Below are 19254 nucleotides of genomic sequence, written 5' to 3' on the forward strand. Positions count from 1 at the left end.
CGCCGCTCAGGCGGGCCCTCCGGCCAGCTCGAACCAGACGACCTTCCCCACGCCGTGGGCGTGCACCCCCCACGCGTCGGCGAGCGCCTGCACCAGGACCAGGCCCCTGCCGTGCGTGCCGTCGTCCACGGACGGGGCGTACGGGGAGGGCAGGGCCGTGGTGAAGTCCCGCACCTCCACCCGTAACCCCGCCGGGTTCATGGCGGCCGTGACGACCGCGCCGTGCTCGGTGTGTATCAGCGCGTTGGTGAGCAGCTCGCTGGTGAGCAGCTCCGCGACGTCCGCCCCGCCCGGTGCGCCCCAGTGCCGCAGCAGTTCACGCAGGGCGCGCCGGACCTCCGGCACCGCCGCCAGGTCCGCGGCCCCCACGTGCCGCCGCCACTGCGCCGGCTGACCGTGACCATGTCGTTCCCTCGCGGGAAGCCGCCCGTCGGCTACGGGTCCAGCCCCTCTCTGACGTCCCATCATGTCCCCCACCCGCACGTCGTCGGCCCTTCCCCTCGAACAGGTTCACGGGATGCATGCCCCCGCCTACGCGCCGTCACGCCTGGGAATCGCCGGTCCGGGGGGCGCCCGGGGGGCGCATCGGGGTAAGTCTCCGGCAGGCCGCACGGAGCGGAGTCCGCGCGGCGACCGAGCGGAGGAGGAGCCGCCATGCATGACGACCGCCACCTGGTGGAAGGGCGCCTCGAACGGGCCGTGCGCCAGTTCGTGCGCCCCGCGCGGTACGCGGCCCGGGTCCCGCTCGCCCTGACCGCCTGGCACGCCCCCCGCGACGGCGAGCCCGTGCCCGTCACCGAGGCGTTGCAGGCCGTCTACGAACCGTTCGCGCCCGGCACCGCCTGGGGCCCGCCCTGGTCCACCACCTGGTTCCGGCTGCGCGGCACCGTGCCCGAGGAGTGGGCGGGGCGCCGGGTGGAGGCGGTGATCGACCCGGGTTTCACGGGCGACGGGCCGGGCTTCCAGGTGGAGGGCATGGTGTACGACGCCGGGGGCGTGCCGCTCAAGGGCGTCCATCCCCGCAACCGCCACGTCCCGGTGGCCGCACCGGCGCGCGGGGGCGAGCCGGTGCACCTGCTGCTGGAGGCGGCGGCGAACCCCGCCGTGCTGCGCGACTTCCGTCCCACCCGCCTCGGCGACGTGCTCACCGCCGGGGACCGGCCGCTGTACCGGTTCACCTCCGCCGAACTGGCCGTGCTGGACGAGGAGGTGTGGCACCTGGTCCTGGACGTCGAGGTCCTCACCGAGCTGATGCACGAGCTGCCGGAGGACCGGTCCCGGCGGCACGAGATCCTCCGCGCCCTGGAGGACATGCTCGACGCCCTGGACCTGCACGACGTGGCCGGTACGGCGGCGGCCGCCCGCGCCCGGTTGGCGGACGTGCTGGCGCGGCCCGCCTCGCCGAGCGCCCACCGGATCTCGGCCTGCGGGCACGCGCACATCGACTCGGCGTGGCTGTGGCCGCTGCGCGAGACGGTGCGCAAGGCGTCGCGGACCTTCGCCAACGTCACGGCGCTCGCGCGGGACTACCCGGAGCTGGTGTTCGCCTGTTCGCAGGCGCAGCAGTACGCCTGGGTGCGCGACCACCAGCCGCACATCTGGGAGCGGATCGGGCAGGCGGTGCGGGACGGCACGTGGGCGCCGGTGGGGTCCATGTGGGTGGAGTCGGACGCCAACATGCCGGGCGGTGAGGCGCTGGCGCGGCAGCTCGTGCACGGCAAGCGGTTCTTCCTCACGGAGCTGGGGGTGGAGACCGAGGAGGTGTGGCTGCCGGACTCCTTCGGCTACACGGCGGCCTTCCCGCAGCTCGCGAAGCTGGCGGGGGTGCGGTGGTTCCTGACGCAGAAGCTGTCGTGGAACCAGTCCAACCGGATGCCGCACCACTCGTTCTGGTGGGAGGGTATCGACGGGACCCGCGTGTTCACGCACTTCCCGCCGGTCGACACGTACAACGCGCAGATCCACGGCCGGGAACTGGCGCGGGCGGAACGGAACTTCGCCGACAAGGGGCGCTCCACCCGCTCCCTGGTCCCGTTCGGGTGGGGCGACGGCGGCGGTGGTCCCACCCGGGAGATGCTGGAGAAGGCGCGCCGGGTGCGGGACCTGGAGGGCTCGCCCCGGGTGGTGGTGGAGCGGCCGGCCGCGTTCTTCGCGGCGGCGGAGGCGGAGTACGGGGAGCGGGCCCCGGTGTGGTCGGGCGAGCTGTACCTGGAGCTGCACCGGGCCACGTACACCACGCAGGCGGAGACCAAGCGGGGCAACCGGCGCAGCGAACACCTGCTGCGGGAGGCGGAGTTGTGGGCGACGGCGGCGGCGCTGCGCTCACCCGCGTACGCCTATCCGTACGAGGAGCTGGACCGGATCTGGAAGACGGTACTGCTGCATCAGTTCCACGACATCCTGCCCGGCTCGTCGATCGCGTGGGTGCACCGGGAGGCGCGGGAGACGTACGCGCGCGTGCGCGAGGAGCTGGAGGGGCTGATCGCGGGCGCGGTGGCGGCGCTGGGCGGTTCGCGGACGGCGGTGCTCAACGCCTCGCCGTACGCGCGCCGGGAGGTGGTGGAGACGGACGCCGGGCCGGTGGCGGTGCGGGTGCCGCCCTCGGGCTCCGTGGCGCTCGGTGACGCGATCGACGTCGCGCCGGTGTCGGCCCGTCCCGTCGGCGGGGGCTTCGTCCTGGACAACGGTGTGCTGCGGGTCGTGGTGGACGCGGAGGGGACGCTGGGCTCGGTGTACGACGTGGCGGCCGGGCGGGAGGTGCTCGCCCCGGGCGCCAGGGGGAACCTGCTCCAGCTCCACCCGGACCACCCCAACCAGTGGGACGCGTGGGACATCGACCGGCACTACCGGCGGACGCACACGGACCTGACGGCCGCCGAGTCGGTGGAGCTGGTCGCGGAGGGTCCGCTGCGGGCGGCGGTCCGGGTGGTACGGGTCTTCGGCGCGTCCCGCGTCGTCCAGGAGGTCCGGCTGGACGCGGGCAGCGGCCGGGTCGACGTCCTCACCGACGCGGACTGGCGGGAGTCGGAGAAGGTGCTCAAGGCCGCCTTCCCGCTGGACGTCCAGGCGGAACGGTCGGCGGCCGAGATCCAGTTCGGGCACGTCCACCGGCCGACGCACACCAACACGGGCTGGGACGCGGCCCGGTTCGAGATCTGCGCCCACCGCTGGCTGCGGGTGGCCGAGCCGGGGTACGGGGTGGCCGTCCTCAACGACTCGACGTACGGGCACGACGTGACCAGGGACCCGCACGACGAGGGCCTGGGCACCACCGTGCGGCTGACGCTGCTGCGCGCCCCGCACTGTCCGGACCCCCGGACCGACGTGGGCCGCCACCGGTTCCGGTACGCGCTGCTGCCGGGCTGTTCCACCGCCGACGCGGTGCGCGGGGGCCTGGCGCTGAACCTGCCGCTGCGGGTCGCGCCCGCCCCGGAGCTCGCGCCGCTGGTCGACACGGGGAACCCGGCCGTCACGGTCGAGTCGGTCAAGCTCGCGGACGACCGGAGCGGGGACGTGGTCGTCCGGCTCTACGAGTCGTGCGGGACGCGCACGCGGGCGAGGCCGCGGACCGCGTTCCCCGTCGCCCGCGCGGTCGTCACCGACCTGCTGGAGCGGCCGCTGCACGAGGCCCCGGAGGAGCTCGTCCTGCGGCCGTTCCAGATCGTGACGCTGCGGCTCGTCAGGGCCTAGGGACGTTGCGCAGGTTGGAGCGGGCCATCTGGAGCATCCGGCCCACTCCCCCGTCCAGCACGATCTTGCTGGCGGACAGGGCGAAGCCCGTCACCATCTCCGCCTTGATCTTCGGCGGGATGGAGAGCGCGTTGGGGTCGGTGACGACGTCGACGAGCGCCGGGCCCTTGTGCCGGAAGGCGTCCTTGAGCGCGCCCGCGAGCTGCTTGGGCTTCTCCACGCGCACGCCGTACGCCCCGGCGGCACGGGCGATGGCCGCGAAGTCGGGGTTGTGGTTGGCGGTGCCGTACGACGGCATGCCCGCCACGAGCATCTCCAGCTCGACCATGCCCAGCGAGGAGTTGTTGAACAGCACGACCTTCACCGGCAGGTCGTGCTGGACGAGGCTGAGGAAGTCCCCCATGAGCATGGAGAAGCCGCCGTCGCCCGACATGGAGACGACCTGCCGCTTGCGGTCGGTGAACTGCGCGCCGATCGCCTGGGGCAGCGCGTTGGCCATGGACCCGTGGCTGAAGGAGCCGATGATCCGGCGCCGTCCGTTGGGAGTGAGGTAGCGGGCCGCCCACACGTTGCACATGCCGGTGTCGACGGTGAAGACCGCGTCGTCGTCGGCGATCTCGTCGAGCACCGCCGCCACGTACTCGGGGTGGATCGGGGTGTGCTTCTCGACCTTCCGCGTGTACGCCTTGACGACCCCCTCCAGGGCGTCGGCGTGCTTCTTCAGCATCTTGTCGAGGAAGCGGCGGTCCGTCTTGGCGCGCACGCGCGGGGTGAGGCAGCGCAGCGTCTCGCGCACGTCGCCCCACACGGCCAGGTCGAGCCGGGAGCGCCGGCCGAGGTGCTCGGGCCGGACGTCCACCTGCACGATCCGCACGTCGCCGGGGAGAAAGGCGTTGTACGGGAAGTCGGTGCCCAGCAGGATCAGCAGGTCGCACTCGTGGGTGGCCTCGTAGGCGGCGCCGTACCCGAGGAGCCCGCTCATCCCCACGTCGAACGGGTTGTCGTACTGGATCCACTCCTTGCCGCGCAGGGCGTGCCCGACCGGCGCCTTGATCCGCTCGGCGAACTGCATCACCTCCGGGTGGGCGCCCTTCGTGCCGCTGCCGCAGAACAGCGTGACCCGGTCGGCGTCGTCGACGAGCCGGACCAGGGCGTCGATCTCCGCGTCGCCGGGGCGGACGGTGGGGCGCGAGGTGACGAGCGCCTGCTCGGCGGCCTTCTCCGGGGCCTGCTCGGAGGCGATGTCGCCGGGCAGGGACACCACGCTGACCCCGCCGCGGCCGACGGCGTGCTGGATGGCCGTCTGCAGCAGGCGGGGCATCTGCCGGGGGCTGGAGATCAGTTCGCTGTAGTGGCTGCACTCCTGGAACAGCCGGTCGGGGTGGGTCTCCTGGAAGTAGCTGAGCCCGATCTCGCTCGACGGGATGTGGGAGGCGAGGGCGAGGACCGGGGCCATCGAGCGGTGGGCGTCGTAGAGGCCGTTGATGAGGTGGAGGTTGCCGGGGCCGCAGGAGCCGGCGCAGGCGGCGAGCGTGCCGGTGATCTGGGCCTCGGCGCCGGCCGCGAAGGCGGCGGTCTCCTCGTGCCGGACCTGGATCCACTCGATGCCGTCCGTACGGCGGATGGCGTCGACGACGGGGTTCAGGCTGTCCCCGACGACCCCGTACAGCCGCCGCACACCGGCGCGGACGAGGATGTCGACGAACTGTTCTGCGACATTCAGTTTGGCCATGGCTCCATCCACGCACGGCCCGCGCGGTTACGCCTCCCAGATCGCCGCACTCGTACGGTCATCGGCGTACCCCTTCACCCTGAGCTGGACGTCCGCCAGGAACTGGGCCAGACCGGGCGGTTCCCCCGTCGCCCACCGCTCGGCCAGCTCCTTGGCGAGGGCCGGCTCGCCGCGCAGCGGCTCGGCCATGCCCGGGCCGGCCAGCAGCAGGGTGTCGCCGGGCCGGGCGACGGAGGCGCGGAACCGGAACGGTTCGGCGGGCGGCGGGAGGGGGCCCTCGATGTACGGGGCCGGGGGCGTCGTGATGCCGAGGTCCATGGTCAGCCGGTCGCCCTCCGCGGTCTCGGCCGGCGGCGAGCCGTAGCCGATCACGGGCTCGCCGGTGAGGGCGGACGGGTCCGGGACGGCCGGCTCGATGTCCTGCCAGACCCCGTCGCGCAGGCGGAAGAGCCCTCCGTCACCGATGCCGAAGAAGACCCGGGTGCGGCAGCCGGGGTCGGCGCACAGCAGCAGGCAGCGCAGCCCCGCGGTGTACTCCCCGGGCGCCACGCCCAGATCGGCGGCGCGGGCGCGGAGCCTGCCGTAGGAGCGGTCGGTCAGCCGGTGCAGGCCGGACTTGAGGTCACCGCGGCGCCCGGCCCGGATGTCCCCGGCGAGCCGTGCGTGGCTGCGGCCGACGGCCTCGCCGATCCAGCGGCACGCGTCGGCGGCGGCCAGGTGCGCGCCCTCGGTGCCGCGCGCCCCGGTGGCGATGGCGACGAGCACGAGCGCGCCCTCGCCGGAGCCGAACCGGGCGGTGAGCAGCGCGTCGCGGCGCGGTTCGCCCCGGTAGCGCGCGGAGTCGCCCCGCACGGACGCGGCCCGCAGCGTGTACGTGCCGTACCGGGCGCCGTCGAGCACGGTGTCGGCGACCAGCTCGTCCAGTTGGTGCGCCCGTGCCTCGGGCAGGGCGGCCGGCTCGGGCTCGTAGGTGGGCGGCCCGTCCCCGACGTGCTCGGGGCGCGGGCGCGGCAGGCGGAAGGTGCGCGGCGCGGCGCGGGAGCCGGCCGGATCGTCGGGCTGCCAGGGCGCGCGGGGGCGGTGGGCCGGCCCGCCGGCGACCGTGCCGGACGCCGTGTCCGGTGCGGAGTGGTCGTACAGCTTGTCCCACCACGCGTCCTCGCCGTGGGTGGGCGTCTCCCCCTGTGGGCTCATGCCCTTCATTGTCGACCGTGCGGGGTGCGTGAAAACGGCCGTCGGGAAAAGTGGTCCGCCGGGCGACCCCACCCCCCACGGGAAGGACGTCCGGCGGAACCGGTCGGAGAGTAGCCGCTTGTGCCGCATGGTGGGCCGCCTGTCCACCCAGTGGTCAGGGATGATGGGCGCGGGGTCGACGAGGGGGTGCGCAGGGGTGCTGGCGGCGATAGGGCTGGACGAACGGCAGGAGGCGGCGTACCGGGTGCTGGTGGCGCTGGGCGCGGCGGAGGTCGCGGACCTCGCCCACCGGCTGGCGCTGCCGGAGGCGGAGGCCGAACGGGCGTTGCGGCGGCTGGAGTCGCACGGGCTGGCCGCCCGTTCCTCGTCCCGCCCGGGGCGGTGGGTGGCGGCGGAGCCGTCGGTGGCGCTGGGTGCGCTGCTGACGCGGCAGCGCGGTGAGCTGGAGCGGGCGGAGCTGGTGGCGGCGGCGCTCGCGGCCACGTACCGGGCTGAGGCGGCGGAGCCGGCCGTGCACGACCTGGTGGAGGTGGTGCTCGGGGCGAGTGCGGTGGCGCACCGGTCGCGCCAGCTCCGGCTGGGCGCGGCCGCGGAGGTCTGCGCGCTGGTCAGGGGCGTGCCGGTCGGGGAGCCGGTGGCCGGGGTGGCGTACCGGACGGTGGTGGAGCGGGAGGCGCTGTCGCTGCCGGGCGGTACCGGTGCGCTGTCGGCGGCGCTCGGTGAGGGGCGGCCGGCGCGGGTGGCCGACCGGGTGCCGGCGGGGCTGGTCGTCGTGGACGGGGCGCTCGCGATGGTGGAGCTGACGGGCCGGGACGCGGAACCGGCGGCGCTGGTGGTGCACCCGAGTCTGCTGCTGGAGTCGCTGGTGGCGCTGTTCGAGGCGGTGTGGCGGGAGGCGCTGCCGCTGCGGCTGGGCGCGGACGGCACGCTCGGGGTGGAGGCGGCGCCCGGGCCGGACGCGACGGACCTGGAGATCCTGTCGCTGCTGCTGGCGGGGCTCACGGACGCGAGCATCGCCAAGCAGCTCGACCTGGGCCTCCGAACGGTCCAGCGCCGGGTGCGGGGCCTGATGGAACTGGCGGGTGTGACGACCCGGCTCCAACTGGGCTGGCACGCCCATGAACGCGGCTGGGTGACCCGCTCCTGACGGGCGTCCCCTCCGCGTCCGACCTGCGGGAGGCGGGGTGGTCCGGCAGGCTGGCCCCATGGGTGCGTGGCAGCAGCTCCTGGTCGGTCTGGTGATGCTGCTCGGCCTGTTCGGCGTGCTCGTCCCGGGCGTGCCGGGGGTGTGGCTGGTGTGGTCGGCGGTGATGTGGTGGTCGCTGCACGTGCAGACCGGCATGGCCTGGTGGCTGCTGGTGGGCTCCACCGCGCTGCTGCTGCTGACGCAGGTGGTCGTCTGGCAGCTCCCGGCCCGCCGGGTGCGGGGCGTCGGGGTGACGCGGCGGATGGTGGCGTACGCCGGGGTCGGCGCGCTGCTGGGGTTCATCCTGGTGCCGGTGGTGGGCGCCGTGCCCGGGTACGTCGGCGGGATCTACCTGTGCGAGCGGCTCCGGCTGGGCGGGCACGGCCAGGCCATGACGTCGACCCGGACGGTCATGCGGGCGATCGGGACGAGTGTGCTGGTGGAGCTGTTCTCGTGCCTGCTGATCGTCGGCGCGTGGATGGGCGCGGTGCTGGCCGCGAGCTGAGCAGCCGTGCGGCGTAGGAGCGCCAGGGCCGCCACTCGGCACGGTCCGCGGCGGCGTCGGGCGCCACGTCGGGGTCCCCGAGCGCCCGCATCCGGATGTGTGCGGCGGCCCCGGCGCTCACCCCGGGCACGGCGCGCAGCGCCCGCTCGGCCTCGTCCCGGTCGGCGCCCGGGTCCAGCCGCAGCCGGCCGGCCGCAAGCGCGGCGGCGAGCGGCCCGGCCACCGGGTGGCCGGTGAGCGCGGCCGGCTCGGGGAACAGGTGCGTGAGCCCGCCGCACGGCACGTCCAGCTCCGTGCCGTACGCCGTGACCAGGCGCCCGGCCTCGGCACGGTCCACCAGGGCCCGTACGGCGAACTCCTCCGGTTCGGCGGCGCCGGGCGAGCGCGGTGCGAGCCCGGGGTCGACGCCGAGGCGCTCGGCCACCGCGTACGGGTCGGCGTCCAGGTCGAACAGGCGCCGCAGCCGCTGCACGGCGGTGGTGAGGTCCCGCAGGTCGGCCAGGTGGATGCGGGCGTCCAGCCACGGGCCGCCCGACCGTTCGCCGACGGCGACGATCCCGTGGCCGTGCGGCAGCCGCAGCGTACGCCGGTAGGTCCGGTCGCCCGCGGGTCCCACGACGTCCTCCACCCCCGCGACGGCCTCGCCCTCCAGCAGGTCGAACACCTCGCGCGCCGCATACGTCCCGCGGTGGGCGAGCCGCAGGGGGACGCCCCCGGTGCCCGGGCCCGTGGCGCGCGCCCGTGCCTCGGTCCGCAGCGCGCTCGGCGTGCGGGCGTAGATCTGCCGCACGGTGTCGTTGAACTGGCGCACGCTGCTGAAACCGGCGGCGAACGCGACGTCCGTCACGGGCAGCCGGGTCGTCTGGAGCAGCACCCGGGCGGTGTGGGCGCGCTGCGCACGGGCCAGCGCGACGGGACCGGCGCCCAGCTCGGCGGTGAGCTGCCGCTGGACCTGCCGGGCGCTGTACCCGAGCCGGTGGGCGAGCCCCGGCACCCCCTCCCGGTCCACCACCCCGTCGCCGATCATCCGCATGGCCCGGCCGACGACGTCGGCGCGTACGTTCCAGGCAGCCGACCCGGGCACGGCGTCCGGCCGGCAGCGCCGGCAGGCCCGGAAACCGTGCCGCTGCGCGGCCGCCGCGGTCGGGAAGAACCGCACATTGCACCGCTTGGGGGTGACGGCCGGGCAACTGGGCCGGCAGTAGATGCCGGTGGTCTCGACGGCGAAGAAGAACTCGCCGTCGAACCGTGCGTCGCGGCTGCTGACCGCCTCGTACCGGGTGTCGTCCTCCATGACACCCAGTCTCCGTGCCGCCACCCCCGCCCGCTGGCGGTTTTCGGACACCGCGCCCCGGGGCGCCTCCGGTCAGCGCGCGCGGCCGCCGCGCTTCGCCTGGAGGGCGGCGCGGCCCGCGGCGCTCTTGCGCTTCCAGTCCTTGAGGATCTCGGTGCGCAGGCGGGCGTCGGTCTTGGCGACGATCCGCTGGTTCTCGCGCAGCAGCTTGCGGTAGCTGTCGAGGCGGCGCTCGGGCAGGGAGCCGTCCTCCATGGCGGCGAGCACGGCGCAGCCGGGTTCCGCCTCGTGGGCGCAGTCGTGGAAGCGGCACTCGCGGCCGAGTTCCTCGATCTCCGAGAAGACCTGGCCGACACCGGTTCCGGCGTCCCAGAGGCCGACGCCCCGCAGCCCCGGTGTGTCGATGAGGACACCCCCGCCGGGCAGGGCGAGGAGGTTGCGGGTGGTCGTGGTGTGGCGTCCCTTGCCGTCGACGTCACGCGTGGCCTGCACGGCCATGACGTCCTCGCCGAGCAGGGCGTTGGCGAGGGTCGACTTGCCGGCGCCGGACGTGCCGAGCAGCACGCTGGTGCCGCCGGCGATGACGGCGGCGAGCACGTCGACGCCCTCTCCGGTGGCGGAGCTCACCGGCAGCACCTGCACACCGGGCGCGGTCGTCTCGACGTCCTCGACGAGGTACGACAGGCCGACCGGGTCGGGGACCAGGTCCGCCTTGGTGAGGACGACGAGCGGCTGGGCGCCCGACTCCCACGCCAGGGCGAGGAACCGTTCGATCCGGCCGAGGTCCAGCTCGACGGAGAGCGGCACGGCGATGATCGCGTGGTCGACGTTGGCGGCGAGGATCTGCCCCTCGGACCGCTGGGAGGACGTGGAGCGTACGAAGGCGGTGCGGCGCGGCAGACAGGCGCGCACGTAGCGGGGGTTGCCGTCGGTGTCGACGGCGGCCCAGTCGCCGGTGCAGATGACCCGGAGGGGATCGTGCGGGGTGACGAACGCGGTGTCCGCGCGGACGACGCCGTCCGCGGTGGCGATGTCGCACTGGCCGCGGTCCACCCGTACGACCCGGCCGGGCACGAGCCCCTGGCCGGCGTACGGGGCGAAGGCGGACTCCCAGTGGCTGTCCCAGCCGTAGGGGGTGAGGGCGTGCGAGGAGGACGGAACGGAAGCGAGAGACAAGGGGTGACCCTTCGAAGGGTGGCCCCGGGCCGCGCCCGCTGCGGGCGATGTGTCAGCCGGTGACCACGGAGGTGAAGTGAGGGAACGTCCGGATGCGGGCAGCGCCCGTCGCAACGACAGCCATCGTTCACACCTCCTGGTCGAGCACGCCTGGATTCCTCGTTCCGCGGTGGTGCGGAACGACGCTCACCTTAGTCAGTGGACCGCACGGCGCGCCAAGGTTTTTTCGGTCGTCATGACGCCGCGGTCAGTGTGGCGGCGCCGAAGGAGACGTCGAAGCGGTCGCACCAGATGGTCACGCTGGTGTACGTGTTCGGGTCGAACGCGTCGGGGAGTTCGTAGTTCTGGTCGCCCTTGTTGCCCTTCAGGTCGCCGAGGCTCACATAGGCGCCGTCGTCGAAGACGTGCCAGCCGGCCTTGCCCTCGCGGACGGGGGCGTCGGTGACCCAGACCTTGAGGTCGGGGCCGTTGCTGGTGTCGAGGTTCTCGAGCCGCAGGATGCGGGACCCGTCGGCCAGCTTCACCACGCGTACGGTTCCGGTGGTGGCGTGCTCGTGGCTGATCAGGGTGCCGGTGGCGAGCGTCTCGGGCCCGGCCTGCCGGGAGGGCTTGGCCGGCGGCGGCGCCGAGGGGTCGGCGGGTGGGGTGGAGGGGGTGGCCGGCGGTACCGCCTCGTTCACCGTCTGGTCCGCCCACAGCTTCCACGGCTGGAACCAGTAGAGCCCGAAGCCCACCGCCGCCAGGACGAGCACCAGGGCTCCGATCGCCACCGGACTGGTCATCAGACGTCGTACGCGTGTCACAGCCGCCTCCTCGGGTCGCGCGGGTTCCGCCTCCCATTCAACGCGCGAAAGGCCCTGCCGGGGCCGGTGATCCGATGACGAAAGTCTTACGCCCCCGGTGCCGTCGGGAGCGTCACTCCGCCGCCGGGAGCGTCACCTCGAAACGGCAGCCGCCCCGGACGTTGCGCACGCCCGCGTGGCCCTCGTGCGCCTCGACGATGCCGCGCACGATGGCGAGGCCCAGCCCGGCGCCGGCGGGCGGGGTGCGGGCGGCCGTGCCGCGCCAGCCGGTGTCGAAGACCCGGGGCAGGTCGTCGTCCGGGATGCCGCCGCAGCCGTCGGTGACGGAGAGGACCACCTCGCCGGCGCGGCGCTCGGCGGCGACGGCGACCGTGCCGTCGGGGGGCGTCCGCCGGATGGCGTTGACCAGCAGGTTGGCCAGCACCCGGGTCATCTCCCGGCCGTCCACCTCGACCGGCACGGCGTCGACCCGCTCGCCGACCAGCCGGACGCCCAGCTCCCTGGCGAGCGGGTCGGCACCCGCGAGGGCCTCGCCGACCAGGTCGTACACGGACATCCGGGCCGGCGTGAGCGCCAGGCTGCCGGCGTGGATGCGGGACAGGTCGAAGAGGTCGCCCACCATGGCGTTGAGCCGGTCCACCTCGGTGCGGATCTGCCGGAAGTAGCGCTGAGGGTCCGGCGCCACGCCGTCCTCCAGGGCCTCCGACATGGCCCGCACGCCGGCGAGCGGGGTGCGCAGGTCGTGCGACATCCAGGCGACGAGGTCGCGCCGGGAGGCTTCCAGCGCCTGCTCGCGCTCGCGCGACGCGGACAGTTTCGCGCTGGTGGCGGCCAGTTCGCGGCTGAGCTCCGCCAGTTCGGCGGTGGAGGCGCCGTCCGGGGCGGCGAAGCGGCCGCCCTCGCCGAACGAGCGGGCGGCCAGCGTCAGTTCCCGGCTGCGGGCGACGACCCAGCGGCCCAGTATCAGCGCGGTCACGAGCGAGACGACCGCGGCCATGGCGACGACCGTGGTGACGACGGAGAAGTCGTGCGGGTCGAGGAACATCGCCTTGCAGACGGTCAGGGTGCCCGCCAGCATGGCGCTCACCGTGACGGCCGCGACGACCGTCAGCGAGACCACGACCGACCGGTGGCGCAGGACGCGCAGGGCCAGGGCGCCGAGGAGCCCCGCGGCGGCCGCCCCCGCCATGGCGTGCCCCGCGATGAGCAGCAGGTCACGCATCCGGATCTCCCTCCTCGGCGTCCCCCGGCTCGAAGCGGTACCCCACGCCCCACACCGTGCGGATCAGCCGGGGGTTCGCCGGGTCGTCCTCGACCTTCCCGCGCAGCCGGCGCACATGGACGGTGACGGTCGACAGGTCGCCGAACTCCCAGCCCCACACCTCGCGCATCAGCGATTCCCTGCCGTGCGCCCGGCCGGGGTGGCGCATCAGGTGGCTGAGCAGGTCGAACTCGCGCACGGTCAGCGACAGCTCGCGGCCGTCCCTGGTGGCCCTGCGGGCGGCCGGGTCGAGCGTGATGCCCGCCGCCCGCGCGGGTGCGGGCGCCGGGGGCGCGGCGCCGCGGCGCAGCACGGACTCGACGCGCAGCACCAGTTCGCGCGGGCTGAACGGCTTGGTCACGTAGTCGTCGGCGCCGATCTCCAGGCCCAGGACGCGGTCCTCCTCGTCGCCGCGCGCGGTGAGCATGATGACCGGCACCGGGCCCCGCTCGCGCAGGGTGCGGCACACCTCCAGGCCGTCCATGCCGGGCAGCATCAGGTCGAGGACGACCAGGTCGGGCCACCGGTCCGCGGCGAGTCGCAGCGCCTCGGGCCCGTCGGCCGCCCGTGCCACGGCGAATCCGGCCCGCTCCAGGTAGCCCGTGACGACTTCCGAGACGGTGGGGTCGTCGTCCACGACGAGGATGTTCCGCATGCCGCCAGTGTCACGCACGGCACCGACAACGACCCATGACGATCCGGTGACGTCCGCTCCGGTGACGTCCGATTCGTTCAAGACCGGGCCGTCCGCCGCTGCCTACCGTCGCGCCATGACCACCGCACCCCGATTCGACGCCATCGGCCTCGTCGTCTCCGACATGGCCGCCTCCCTCGCCTTCTACCGCCGGCTCGGGCTGGACGTCCCGGCCGGGGCCGAGTCGGCCCCGCACGTCGAGGTGATCCTGCCCGGCGGGACGCGGCTGCTGTGGGACACCGAGGAGGTGATCCGTTCCTTCGACCCGGACTGGACGCGCCCGCGCGGCGGGGACCGGCTGGGCCTCGCGTTCCGCTGCGCGAGCCCGGCGGAGGTCGACGCGACGTACGACGACCTGGTCGCGGCGGGGCACCGGGGCCACCTGAAGCCCTGGGACGCGGTGTGGGGCCAGCGCTACGCGGTGGTGCTCGACCCGGACGGCTGCGGGGTGTCGCTCTTCGCCGACGCGGCGTAGGCACTGAGCGTCGTGCCGCCCAGGGCGCGCATCTCGCGGGCGAGGTGGGCCTGGTCGGCGCAGCCCGCCTCGGCGGCCGCCCGCGCGTGGGGCGCGCCCGCCCGGACCAGCGCCAGGGCGCGTTGCAGGCGGAGCACCCGCGCCAGCGTCTTGGGCCCGTAGCCGAAGGCGTCCAGCGACCGGCGGTGGAGCTGCCGGGCGCCGAGCCCGACGGCGTCGGCGGCCCGGGCGACCGGCCACCCGGCGCCGAGCCGGGCGGCGACGGCCCGGATCACGGGATCGGGGCGCGGGGCACCGGCGGCGTGCCGCAGGGCCAGGTCCTCCAGCGCGGCGGCCGGGTCGGCGGCCTCCCCCACGCGTTCGGCGAGCCGCCGCACCCGGTCACCGGGCCACAGCGCGGCCAGGTCCACCCGCCGGTCGCGCAGCTCGTGCGCGGGCACGCCGAGCAGTACGGGGGCGTCCCCGGGGGCGAACCGGACGCCCGCGTACCGGGCGCAGGGGTTCTCGGGGACGTACGCGCGCGTGTCGGGCCCGGCGACGTACAGCCGGCCGTCGCTCCACAGCAGGTCCATGCAGCCGTCGGGCAGCACGGAGAAGGGTGCCGCCGGACCGGCCGCACGGGTCCAGACGACCGCGCCGTCGAGCCGGGAGGGCCGTTCCTCGTACACCCGTCCAGGCTAGTCGGAAGCACCGCCCTGGTCGCCGTCGCGGTCCCGGCCCTTGTCGCGCTCCTTGTCCTTCTCCTTCGGGGTGTGCAGCCGGGACTTGACGTCGTCCGGCGGCAGGAACCGGGACCAGCGCTCGGGGAACTCCGACGGCATGTCCGGGTCCTCGTCGTCCAGCCCCTCGACCGCCGCCTTGGCCCGGGCGACCAGCGCCGCGGCCTCGGCGGTGCGGGCGCGCTCGTTCTCGGCACGGGCGGCGGCCGTGGCGACCGACGGCCAGACGCGGTCGATCGCCGCGTTCACCGCCGCGCCGACGAGGACCGCGAAGGCGGAGATGCCGATCCACAGCAGCACCGCGATCGGCGCGGCGAGCGAACCGTAGATCGTCGGGCCCTCGACGGTGCTGGTGAGGTAGATGCGCAGCAGGAAGCTGCCGAGCACCCACATGGCGAGGGCCACGAGCGCGCCGGGGACGTCCTCGATCCACGGCGAGCGCACGGGCACGGACACGTGGTACAGGGTCGTCAGGAAGGCGATGGACAGCAGGATGACGACCGGCCAGTACAGGACGGAGACGACCTCGGTGCCCCAGGGGACGAGCTCCACCACCCGGTCGGGCCCGACCACCGCGAGCGGCAGGACGACGGCTCCGATTATCAGGGCGACGATGTAGAGCAGGAAGGCCAGCAGCCGGGTGGCGACGATGCCGCGGTGGCCGTCCAGGCCGTACATCACGGTGATGGTGTCGATGAAGACGTTCACCGCCCGCGAGCCGGACCACAGCGCGATGGCGAAACCGATCGAGATGATGTCCGGGCGGCCGCCGTGGGTGACGTCGGCCAGCAGCGGTTTGGCGATCTCGTTGACGCCCCGGTCGGACAGGACCGTGCCGACGGCCCCGAGGATGTTGCGCTCGATGGAGGCGACGGTGGTGGTGTCGGTCCACTCGTCGATGTAACCGAGGAGGCCCAGCAGGCCGAGCATCAGGGGCGGCAGCGACAGGAGGGTGAAGAACGCCGCCTCGGCCGCGAGGCCGAGGATCCGGTACTCGATGCACGAATTGACGGTGTCCTTCAGGAGCAGCCAGGCCATCCTCCGCTTCGAGACGTTGCGGTAGAGGGCCCGGGCCCGGTGGAGTCTGCCCTGGGACCGAGGAGGCCCCGGGGGTGTTTCATTTGCTGCCTGCACCTCCTTACCGTATCCGCATGGCGACCACCACCCACACAGTGACCAACCAGCCTCCGCCCCTGGTCGGGTACGACGTCTTCACCGCCGACCGGGCCCTGAACGAGGCCGTGGAACGTCATCTTCCGCTCGAGCTCGTCGACGAGGCCCGCCAGGAGCTCTCCAAGCTGGGCACCACCGCCGGGTCCGCCCAGGCGCAGGAGTGGGGGTTCCTGGCCAACGAGAACCCGCCCAAGCTGCGCACGCACGACCGGTACGGCCACCGGATCGACCACGTCGACTTCCACCCCGCCTGGCACCGGCTGCTGGGCCACGCGGTGACGAACGGGCTCACCAACGCCTGGGGCCGGCCGGGCGGCCATGTGCGGCGCGCCGCCGGCTTCCTGGTGTGGACGCAGACCGAGGCGGGGCACGGCTGCCCGCTGTCCATGACGCACGCCGCCGTCCCGGCGCTGCGCACCGATCCCGCGCTCGCCGCCCTCTGGGAGCCGAAGCTGACGTCCCAGATCTACGAGGGCGAGGAGCTGCGGCCGCCCGCCGACAAGTCCGGTGTGCTGTTCGGGATGGGCATGACGGAGAAGCAGGGCGGCAGTGACGTCCGGGCGAACACCACCTCCGCGACCCCCCTGGAGGCGGACGGCGAGTACGTCCTGACGGGTCACAAGTGGTTCTGCTCGGCCCCCATGTCGGACGCCTTCCTGGTGCTCGCCCAGGCTCCCGGGGGGCTGACCTGCTTCCTGGTGCCGCGGGTGCTGGAGGACGGCGACCGGAACGTGTTCCGTATCCAGCGCCTCAAGGACAAGCTCGGCAACCGGTCGAACGCGTCGAGCGAGGTGGAGTTCGACGGGACGTGGGCGCGCCGGGTCGGCGAGGAGGGGCGCGGGGTGCGCACCATCATCGAGATGGTGGCGGCGACCCGGCTGGACTGTGTGGTCGGCTCGGCCGCCCTGATGCGGCAGGCGGTGGCACAGGCGGTGCACCACGCCGCGTACCGTGAAGCGTTCGGCGGCGTCCTGATCGAGAAGCCGCTGATGCGCAACGTCCTGGCCGACATGGCGCTGGAGTCGGAGGCGGCGACGGCGCTGGCGATGCGGCTGGCGGCCGCCTATGACGCGGACGGCGAGCAGGAGAAGGCGTTCCTGCGCCTGGCGGTGCCGGCGGCCAAGTACTGGGTGACGAAGCGGTGTACGCCGGTGACGGCGGAGGCGCTGGAGTGCCTGGGCGGCAACGGGTACGTGGAGGAGTCGGGCATGCCGCGGCTGCTGCGCGAGTCGCCGCTGAACTCGATCTGGGAGGGCTCGGGCAACGTCCAGGCGCTGGACGTGCTGCGGGCGCTCCAGCGGGAGCCACTGGCGCTGAACGCCTTCCTCGAGGAGGTCGGCCGGGCGCGCGGCGCGGACCACCGGCTGGACGCCGCGATCAAGGACCTGCTGGCCGAGCTGGCGGACCTGGACGGCATCGAGGCCCGGGCACGGCGGCTGGTGGAGCGGATGGCGCTGGTGCTCCAGGGCTCGCTGCTGGTGCGCTGGGCCCCGCCGGCCGTGGCGGACGCGTTCTGCGCCTCCCGGCTGGGCGGCGACTGGGGTACGGCGTTCGGCACCCTGCCGCACACCCTGGACCTGGCGAGCATCGTGGAGCGGGCGCGGGCAGTGGTCTGACCCGGCTCCCTTCCGAAAGGGCCTGGGCGGGTCGGCGAGTGAGGCGAAGGGGCGCGGCGGGTGTCGAAAGGGATGGGGGTCCCCCCGCCGGAGGCAGGGGGAGCGCGGAGGTTCCGAGGAACGAGGAACCGAGCACGATCGACCGTCGACACACGCTGGAGCGCCCCGGAGGCGAACCGAGCCCCAAAAAGAAAAAGAGGGCGCGGGCCGTGTGTCCGTTCGGCCCGCGCCCGGAGAGCGGCTGGGATGGTGCTGCGCCGACACGGCACCATCCCGTCGCCCTACCACTGTCGTACGGGCTCGCGGCCGTTCGCGAGAGTTGCAAAGGGTTGCAGCGTTGTGGGGGATAGGGGAGCGCGCCACCGTGGGGCGGAGGAGGATGGGGTGACACGTACCAGCCACGAGGCGGGGCGGCAGCGGGGAGGACCGGTGCGCCAGACCACAGTCGACATGACACGGCTCGCCGCCATGGACACGCGTGAGGCGGCGTTGCTGCTCAAGGGCGTGCGGGAGGCGACGCTGAAGGGCGGGCGGTCGCCGCTGGCGCCGCGTGCCGATATACGTGAGTCGTGGCAGCGGATGCTCCGCAAGGGGGTGGATCCGGACAAGGATCACCGTTCGGGGCTGCTGTCGCCGGGGGAGATCGAGCGGCGTCGTGCGGCGTCGCCGCTGGCGGAGTTGCTGCCGGTGCTGCGGGAGGGGCTGGTGTCCCGTTCGGCGGGGGCGGACGCGGTGCAGCACATCATGGTCGTGGCGGACGCGGAGGGCCGGGTGCTGTGGCGGGAGGGCAGTGCGGCCGTGCTGCGGAAGGCGGACGGGCACGGGTTCGCGCCGGGGGCCGACTGGGCGGAGACGACGGTGGGGACGAACGGGGTGGGTACCGCGTTGGTGACCCGCCGGCCGGTGCAGGTGCATTCGGCGGAGCATTTCGTGTCGAGCCATCATGCGTGGACGTGCGCGGGTGCTCCGATCACCGATCCGCGGGACGGGACGCTGCTGGGCGCGGTGGATGTGAGCGGTCCGCTGGCGACGATGCACCCGGCGACGCTGTTGCTGGTCGGTTCGGTCGCGCGGCTGGCGGAGGCGGAGCTGCGCAACCGGCACTTCGCGGATCTGGCGCGGTTGCGGGCGGTGGCGGCGCCGATTCTGTGCCGGGTGGGGGGCAGGGCGCTGGCGGTGGACGCGCACGGCTGGCTGGCGGGGGTGACGGGGATGCCGCCGGTGGACCGGTTGGCGTTGCCGGCGTCGTTCCGGGTGGGCCGGGTGTGGCTGCCGTCGCTGGGCATGTGCGCGGTGGAGCCGTTGCCGGGTGGGTGGCTGGTGCGGCCGGAGGACGGGGAGGCGCGGGCGGCGGGGGTGCCGGGCCGGGTGGTGCTGGATGTGAGCCGGCCGCGCCGCTGGTCGCTGGAGGTGTCGGGGGCGGCGGGGAGCTGGTCGCAGGAGCTGAGCCCGCGCCATGCGGAGCTGCTGTACGTGCTGGCCCGGCACCGGGAGGGCCGTACGGCGGCTGAGCTGGCGGAGGACGTGTTCGGCGACCGTACCCGTACGGTGACGGTGCGGGCGGAGATGTCCCGGGTGCGCCGGACGCTGGCGGGTGTGCTGGATCACCGTCCGTACCGCTTCCGGGAGGAGGTGGAGGTGGAGGTGGTCGCTCCGGAGGAGCCGGCCGATCTGCTGCCCCATTCGACGGCGCCTGCTGTGTGCGCCGTCCGGGGGGAGGCGGGGGCGGGGTAGCC

The 19254-nt window shown here is 74.3% G+C and carries 16 protein-coding genes; 6 read left to right on the forward strand and 10 right to left on the reverse strand.

What is annotated here, in order from left to right:
- Positions 1–6: 6 nt before the first annotated feature.
- On the reverse strand, positions 7–465 hold the full coding sequence (locus E2B92_RS22260; RefSeq protein WP_399431842.1) for an ATP-binding protein: 459 nt from the start codon (positions 463–465) through the stop codon (positions 7–9).
- 189 nt (positions 466–654) lie between these two features.
- Between E2B92_RS22260 and E2B92_RS22265 the strand changes: the two genes are divergently transcribed.
- Entirely contained in the window at positions 655–3690 is a 3036-nt protein-coding gene (locus tag E2B92_RS22265) for an alpha-mannosidase (protein WP_126886679.1), read from the forward strand.
- Here E2B92_RS22265 and E2B92_RS22270 read toward each other — a convergent pair.
- Positions 3680–5422 (reverse strand): pyruvate dehydrogenase, encoded by a 1743-nt coding sequence (locus E2B92_RS22270; RefSeq protein WP_126886681.1) that lies wholly within the window; start codon positions 5420–5422, stop codon positions 3680–3682. The genes E2B92_RS22265 and E2B92_RS22270 overlap by 11 nt on opposite strands.
- Before the next feature lie 27 nt (positions 5423–5449).
- A complete protein-coding gene (locus E2B92_RS22275) occupies positions 5450–6616 on the reverse strand; it encodes a protein phosphatase 2C domain-containing protein (protein ID WP_126886683.1) in 1167 nt (388 codons plus the stop codon).
- 196 nt (positions 6617–6812) lie between these two features.
- Between E2B92_RS22275 and E2B92_RS22280 the strand changes: the two genes are divergently transcribed.
- The gene (locus E2B92_RS22280; RefSeq protein ID WP_126886685.1) at positions 6813–7763 is read left to right on the forward strand and encodes a helix-turn-helix transcriptional regulator; all 951 of its coding nucleotides are present in this window, start codon (positions 6813–6815) and stop codon (positions 7761–7763) included.
- 58 nt (positions 7764–7821) lie between these two features.
- The gene (locus E2B92_RS22285) at positions 7822–8307 is read left to right on the forward strand and encodes a DUF456 domain-containing protein (protein ID WP_126886687.1); all 486 of its coding nucleotides are present in this window, start codon (positions 7822–7824) and stop codon (positions 8305–8307) included.
- Here E2B92_RS22285 and E2B92_RS22290 read toward each other — a convergent pair.
- The 5 genes from E2B92_RS22290 to E2B92_RS22310 all read right to left on the reverse strand — a co-directional run bounded on the left by E2B92_RS22290 (position 8213) and on the right by E2B92_RS22310 (position 13496).
- Entirely contained in the window at positions 8213–9601 is a 1389-nt protein-coding gene (locus E2B92_RS22290) for a bifunctional transcriptional activator/DNA repair enzyme AdaA (RefSeq protein ID WP_126886689.1), read from the reverse strand. The genes E2B92_RS22285 and E2B92_RS22290 overlap by 95 nt on opposite strands.
- Before the next feature lie 72 nt (positions 9602–9673).
- A complete protein-coding gene (gene rsgA / locus E2B92_RS22295; protein ID WP_126886691.1) occupies positions 9674–10777 on the reverse strand; it encodes a ribosome small subunit-dependent GTPase A in 1104 nt (367 codons plus the stop codon).
- A gap of 233 nt (positions 10778–11010) precedes the next feature.
- Entirely contained in the window at positions 11011–11559 is a 549-nt protein-coding gene (locus E2B92_RS22300) for a DM13 domain-containing protein (RefSeq protein WP_133087666.1), read from the reverse strand.
- A gap of 133 nt (positions 11560–11692) precedes the next feature.
- The gene (locus E2B92_RS22305) at positions 11693–12802 is read right to left on the reverse strand and encodes a sensor histidine kinase (RefSeq protein WP_126886693.1); all 1110 of its coding nucleotides are present in this window, start codon (positions 12800–12802) and stop codon (positions 11693–11695) included.
- Positions 12795–13496, reverse strand: a complete 702-nt coding sequence (locus tag E2B92_RS22310) for a response regulator transcription factor (RefSeq protein WP_126886695.1) — start codon at positions 13494–13496, stop codon at positions 12795–12797. Before E2B92_RS22310 ends, E2B92_RS22305 begins: the two co-directional genes overlap by 8 nt.
- Positions 13497–13611: 115 nt before the next feature.
- On the opposite strand from E2B92_RS22310, the gene E2B92_RS22315 reads away from it, so the two are divergent.
- A complete protein-coding gene (locus E2B92_RS22315; protein ID WP_126886697.1) occupies positions 13612–14010 on the forward strand; it encodes a VOC family protein in 399 nt (132 codons plus the stop codon).
- On the opposite strand, the gene E2B92_RS22320 is transcribed toward E2B92_RS22315, so the two are convergent.
- Together E2B92_RS22320 and E2B92_RS22325 are read right to left on the reverse strand one after the other, a co-directional pair.
- A complete protein-coding gene (locus E2B92_RS22320; protein WP_126886698.1) occupies positions 13950–14678 on the reverse strand; it encodes a DUF6597 domain-containing transcriptional factor in 729 nt (242 codons plus the stop codon). The genes E2B92_RS22315 and E2B92_RS22320 overlap by 61 nt on opposite strands.
- Before the next feature lie 9 nt (positions 14679–14687).
- On the reverse strand, positions 14688–15863 hold the full coding sequence (locus E2B92_RS22325) for a YihY/virulence factor BrkB family protein (RefSeq protein ID WP_126886700.1): 1176 nt from the start codon (positions 15861–15863) through the stop codon (positions 14688–14690).
- 17 nt (positions 15864–15880) lie between these two features.
- Here E2B92_RS22325 and E2B92_RS22330 point away from each other — a divergent pair, with 17 nt between their 5' ends.
- Both E2B92_RS22330 and E2B92_RS22335 read left to right on the forward strand, forming a co-directional pair.
- Positions 15881–17518: an acyl-CoA dehydrogenase family protein gene (locus tag E2B92_RS22330; protein ID WP_126886701.1), complete on the forward strand. Its 1638-nt coding sequence runs from the start codon at positions 15881–15883 to the stop codon at positions 17516–17518.
- Positions 17519–17968: 450 nt separating this feature from the next.
- The gene (locus E2B92_RS22335) at positions 17969–19252 is read left to right on the forward strand and encodes a helix-turn-helix domain-containing protein (RefSeq protein ID WP_200836955.1); all 1284 of its coding nucleotides are present in this window, start codon (positions 17969–17971) and stop codon (positions 19250–19252) included.
- Positions 19253–19254: the final 2 nt, after the last annotated feature.

Origin of the sequence: Streptomyces sp. WAC05374 (assembly GCF_004353505.1) — a bacterium.
GTDB lineage: Bacteria > Actinomycetota > Actinomycetes > Streptomycetales > Streptomycetaceae > Streptomyces.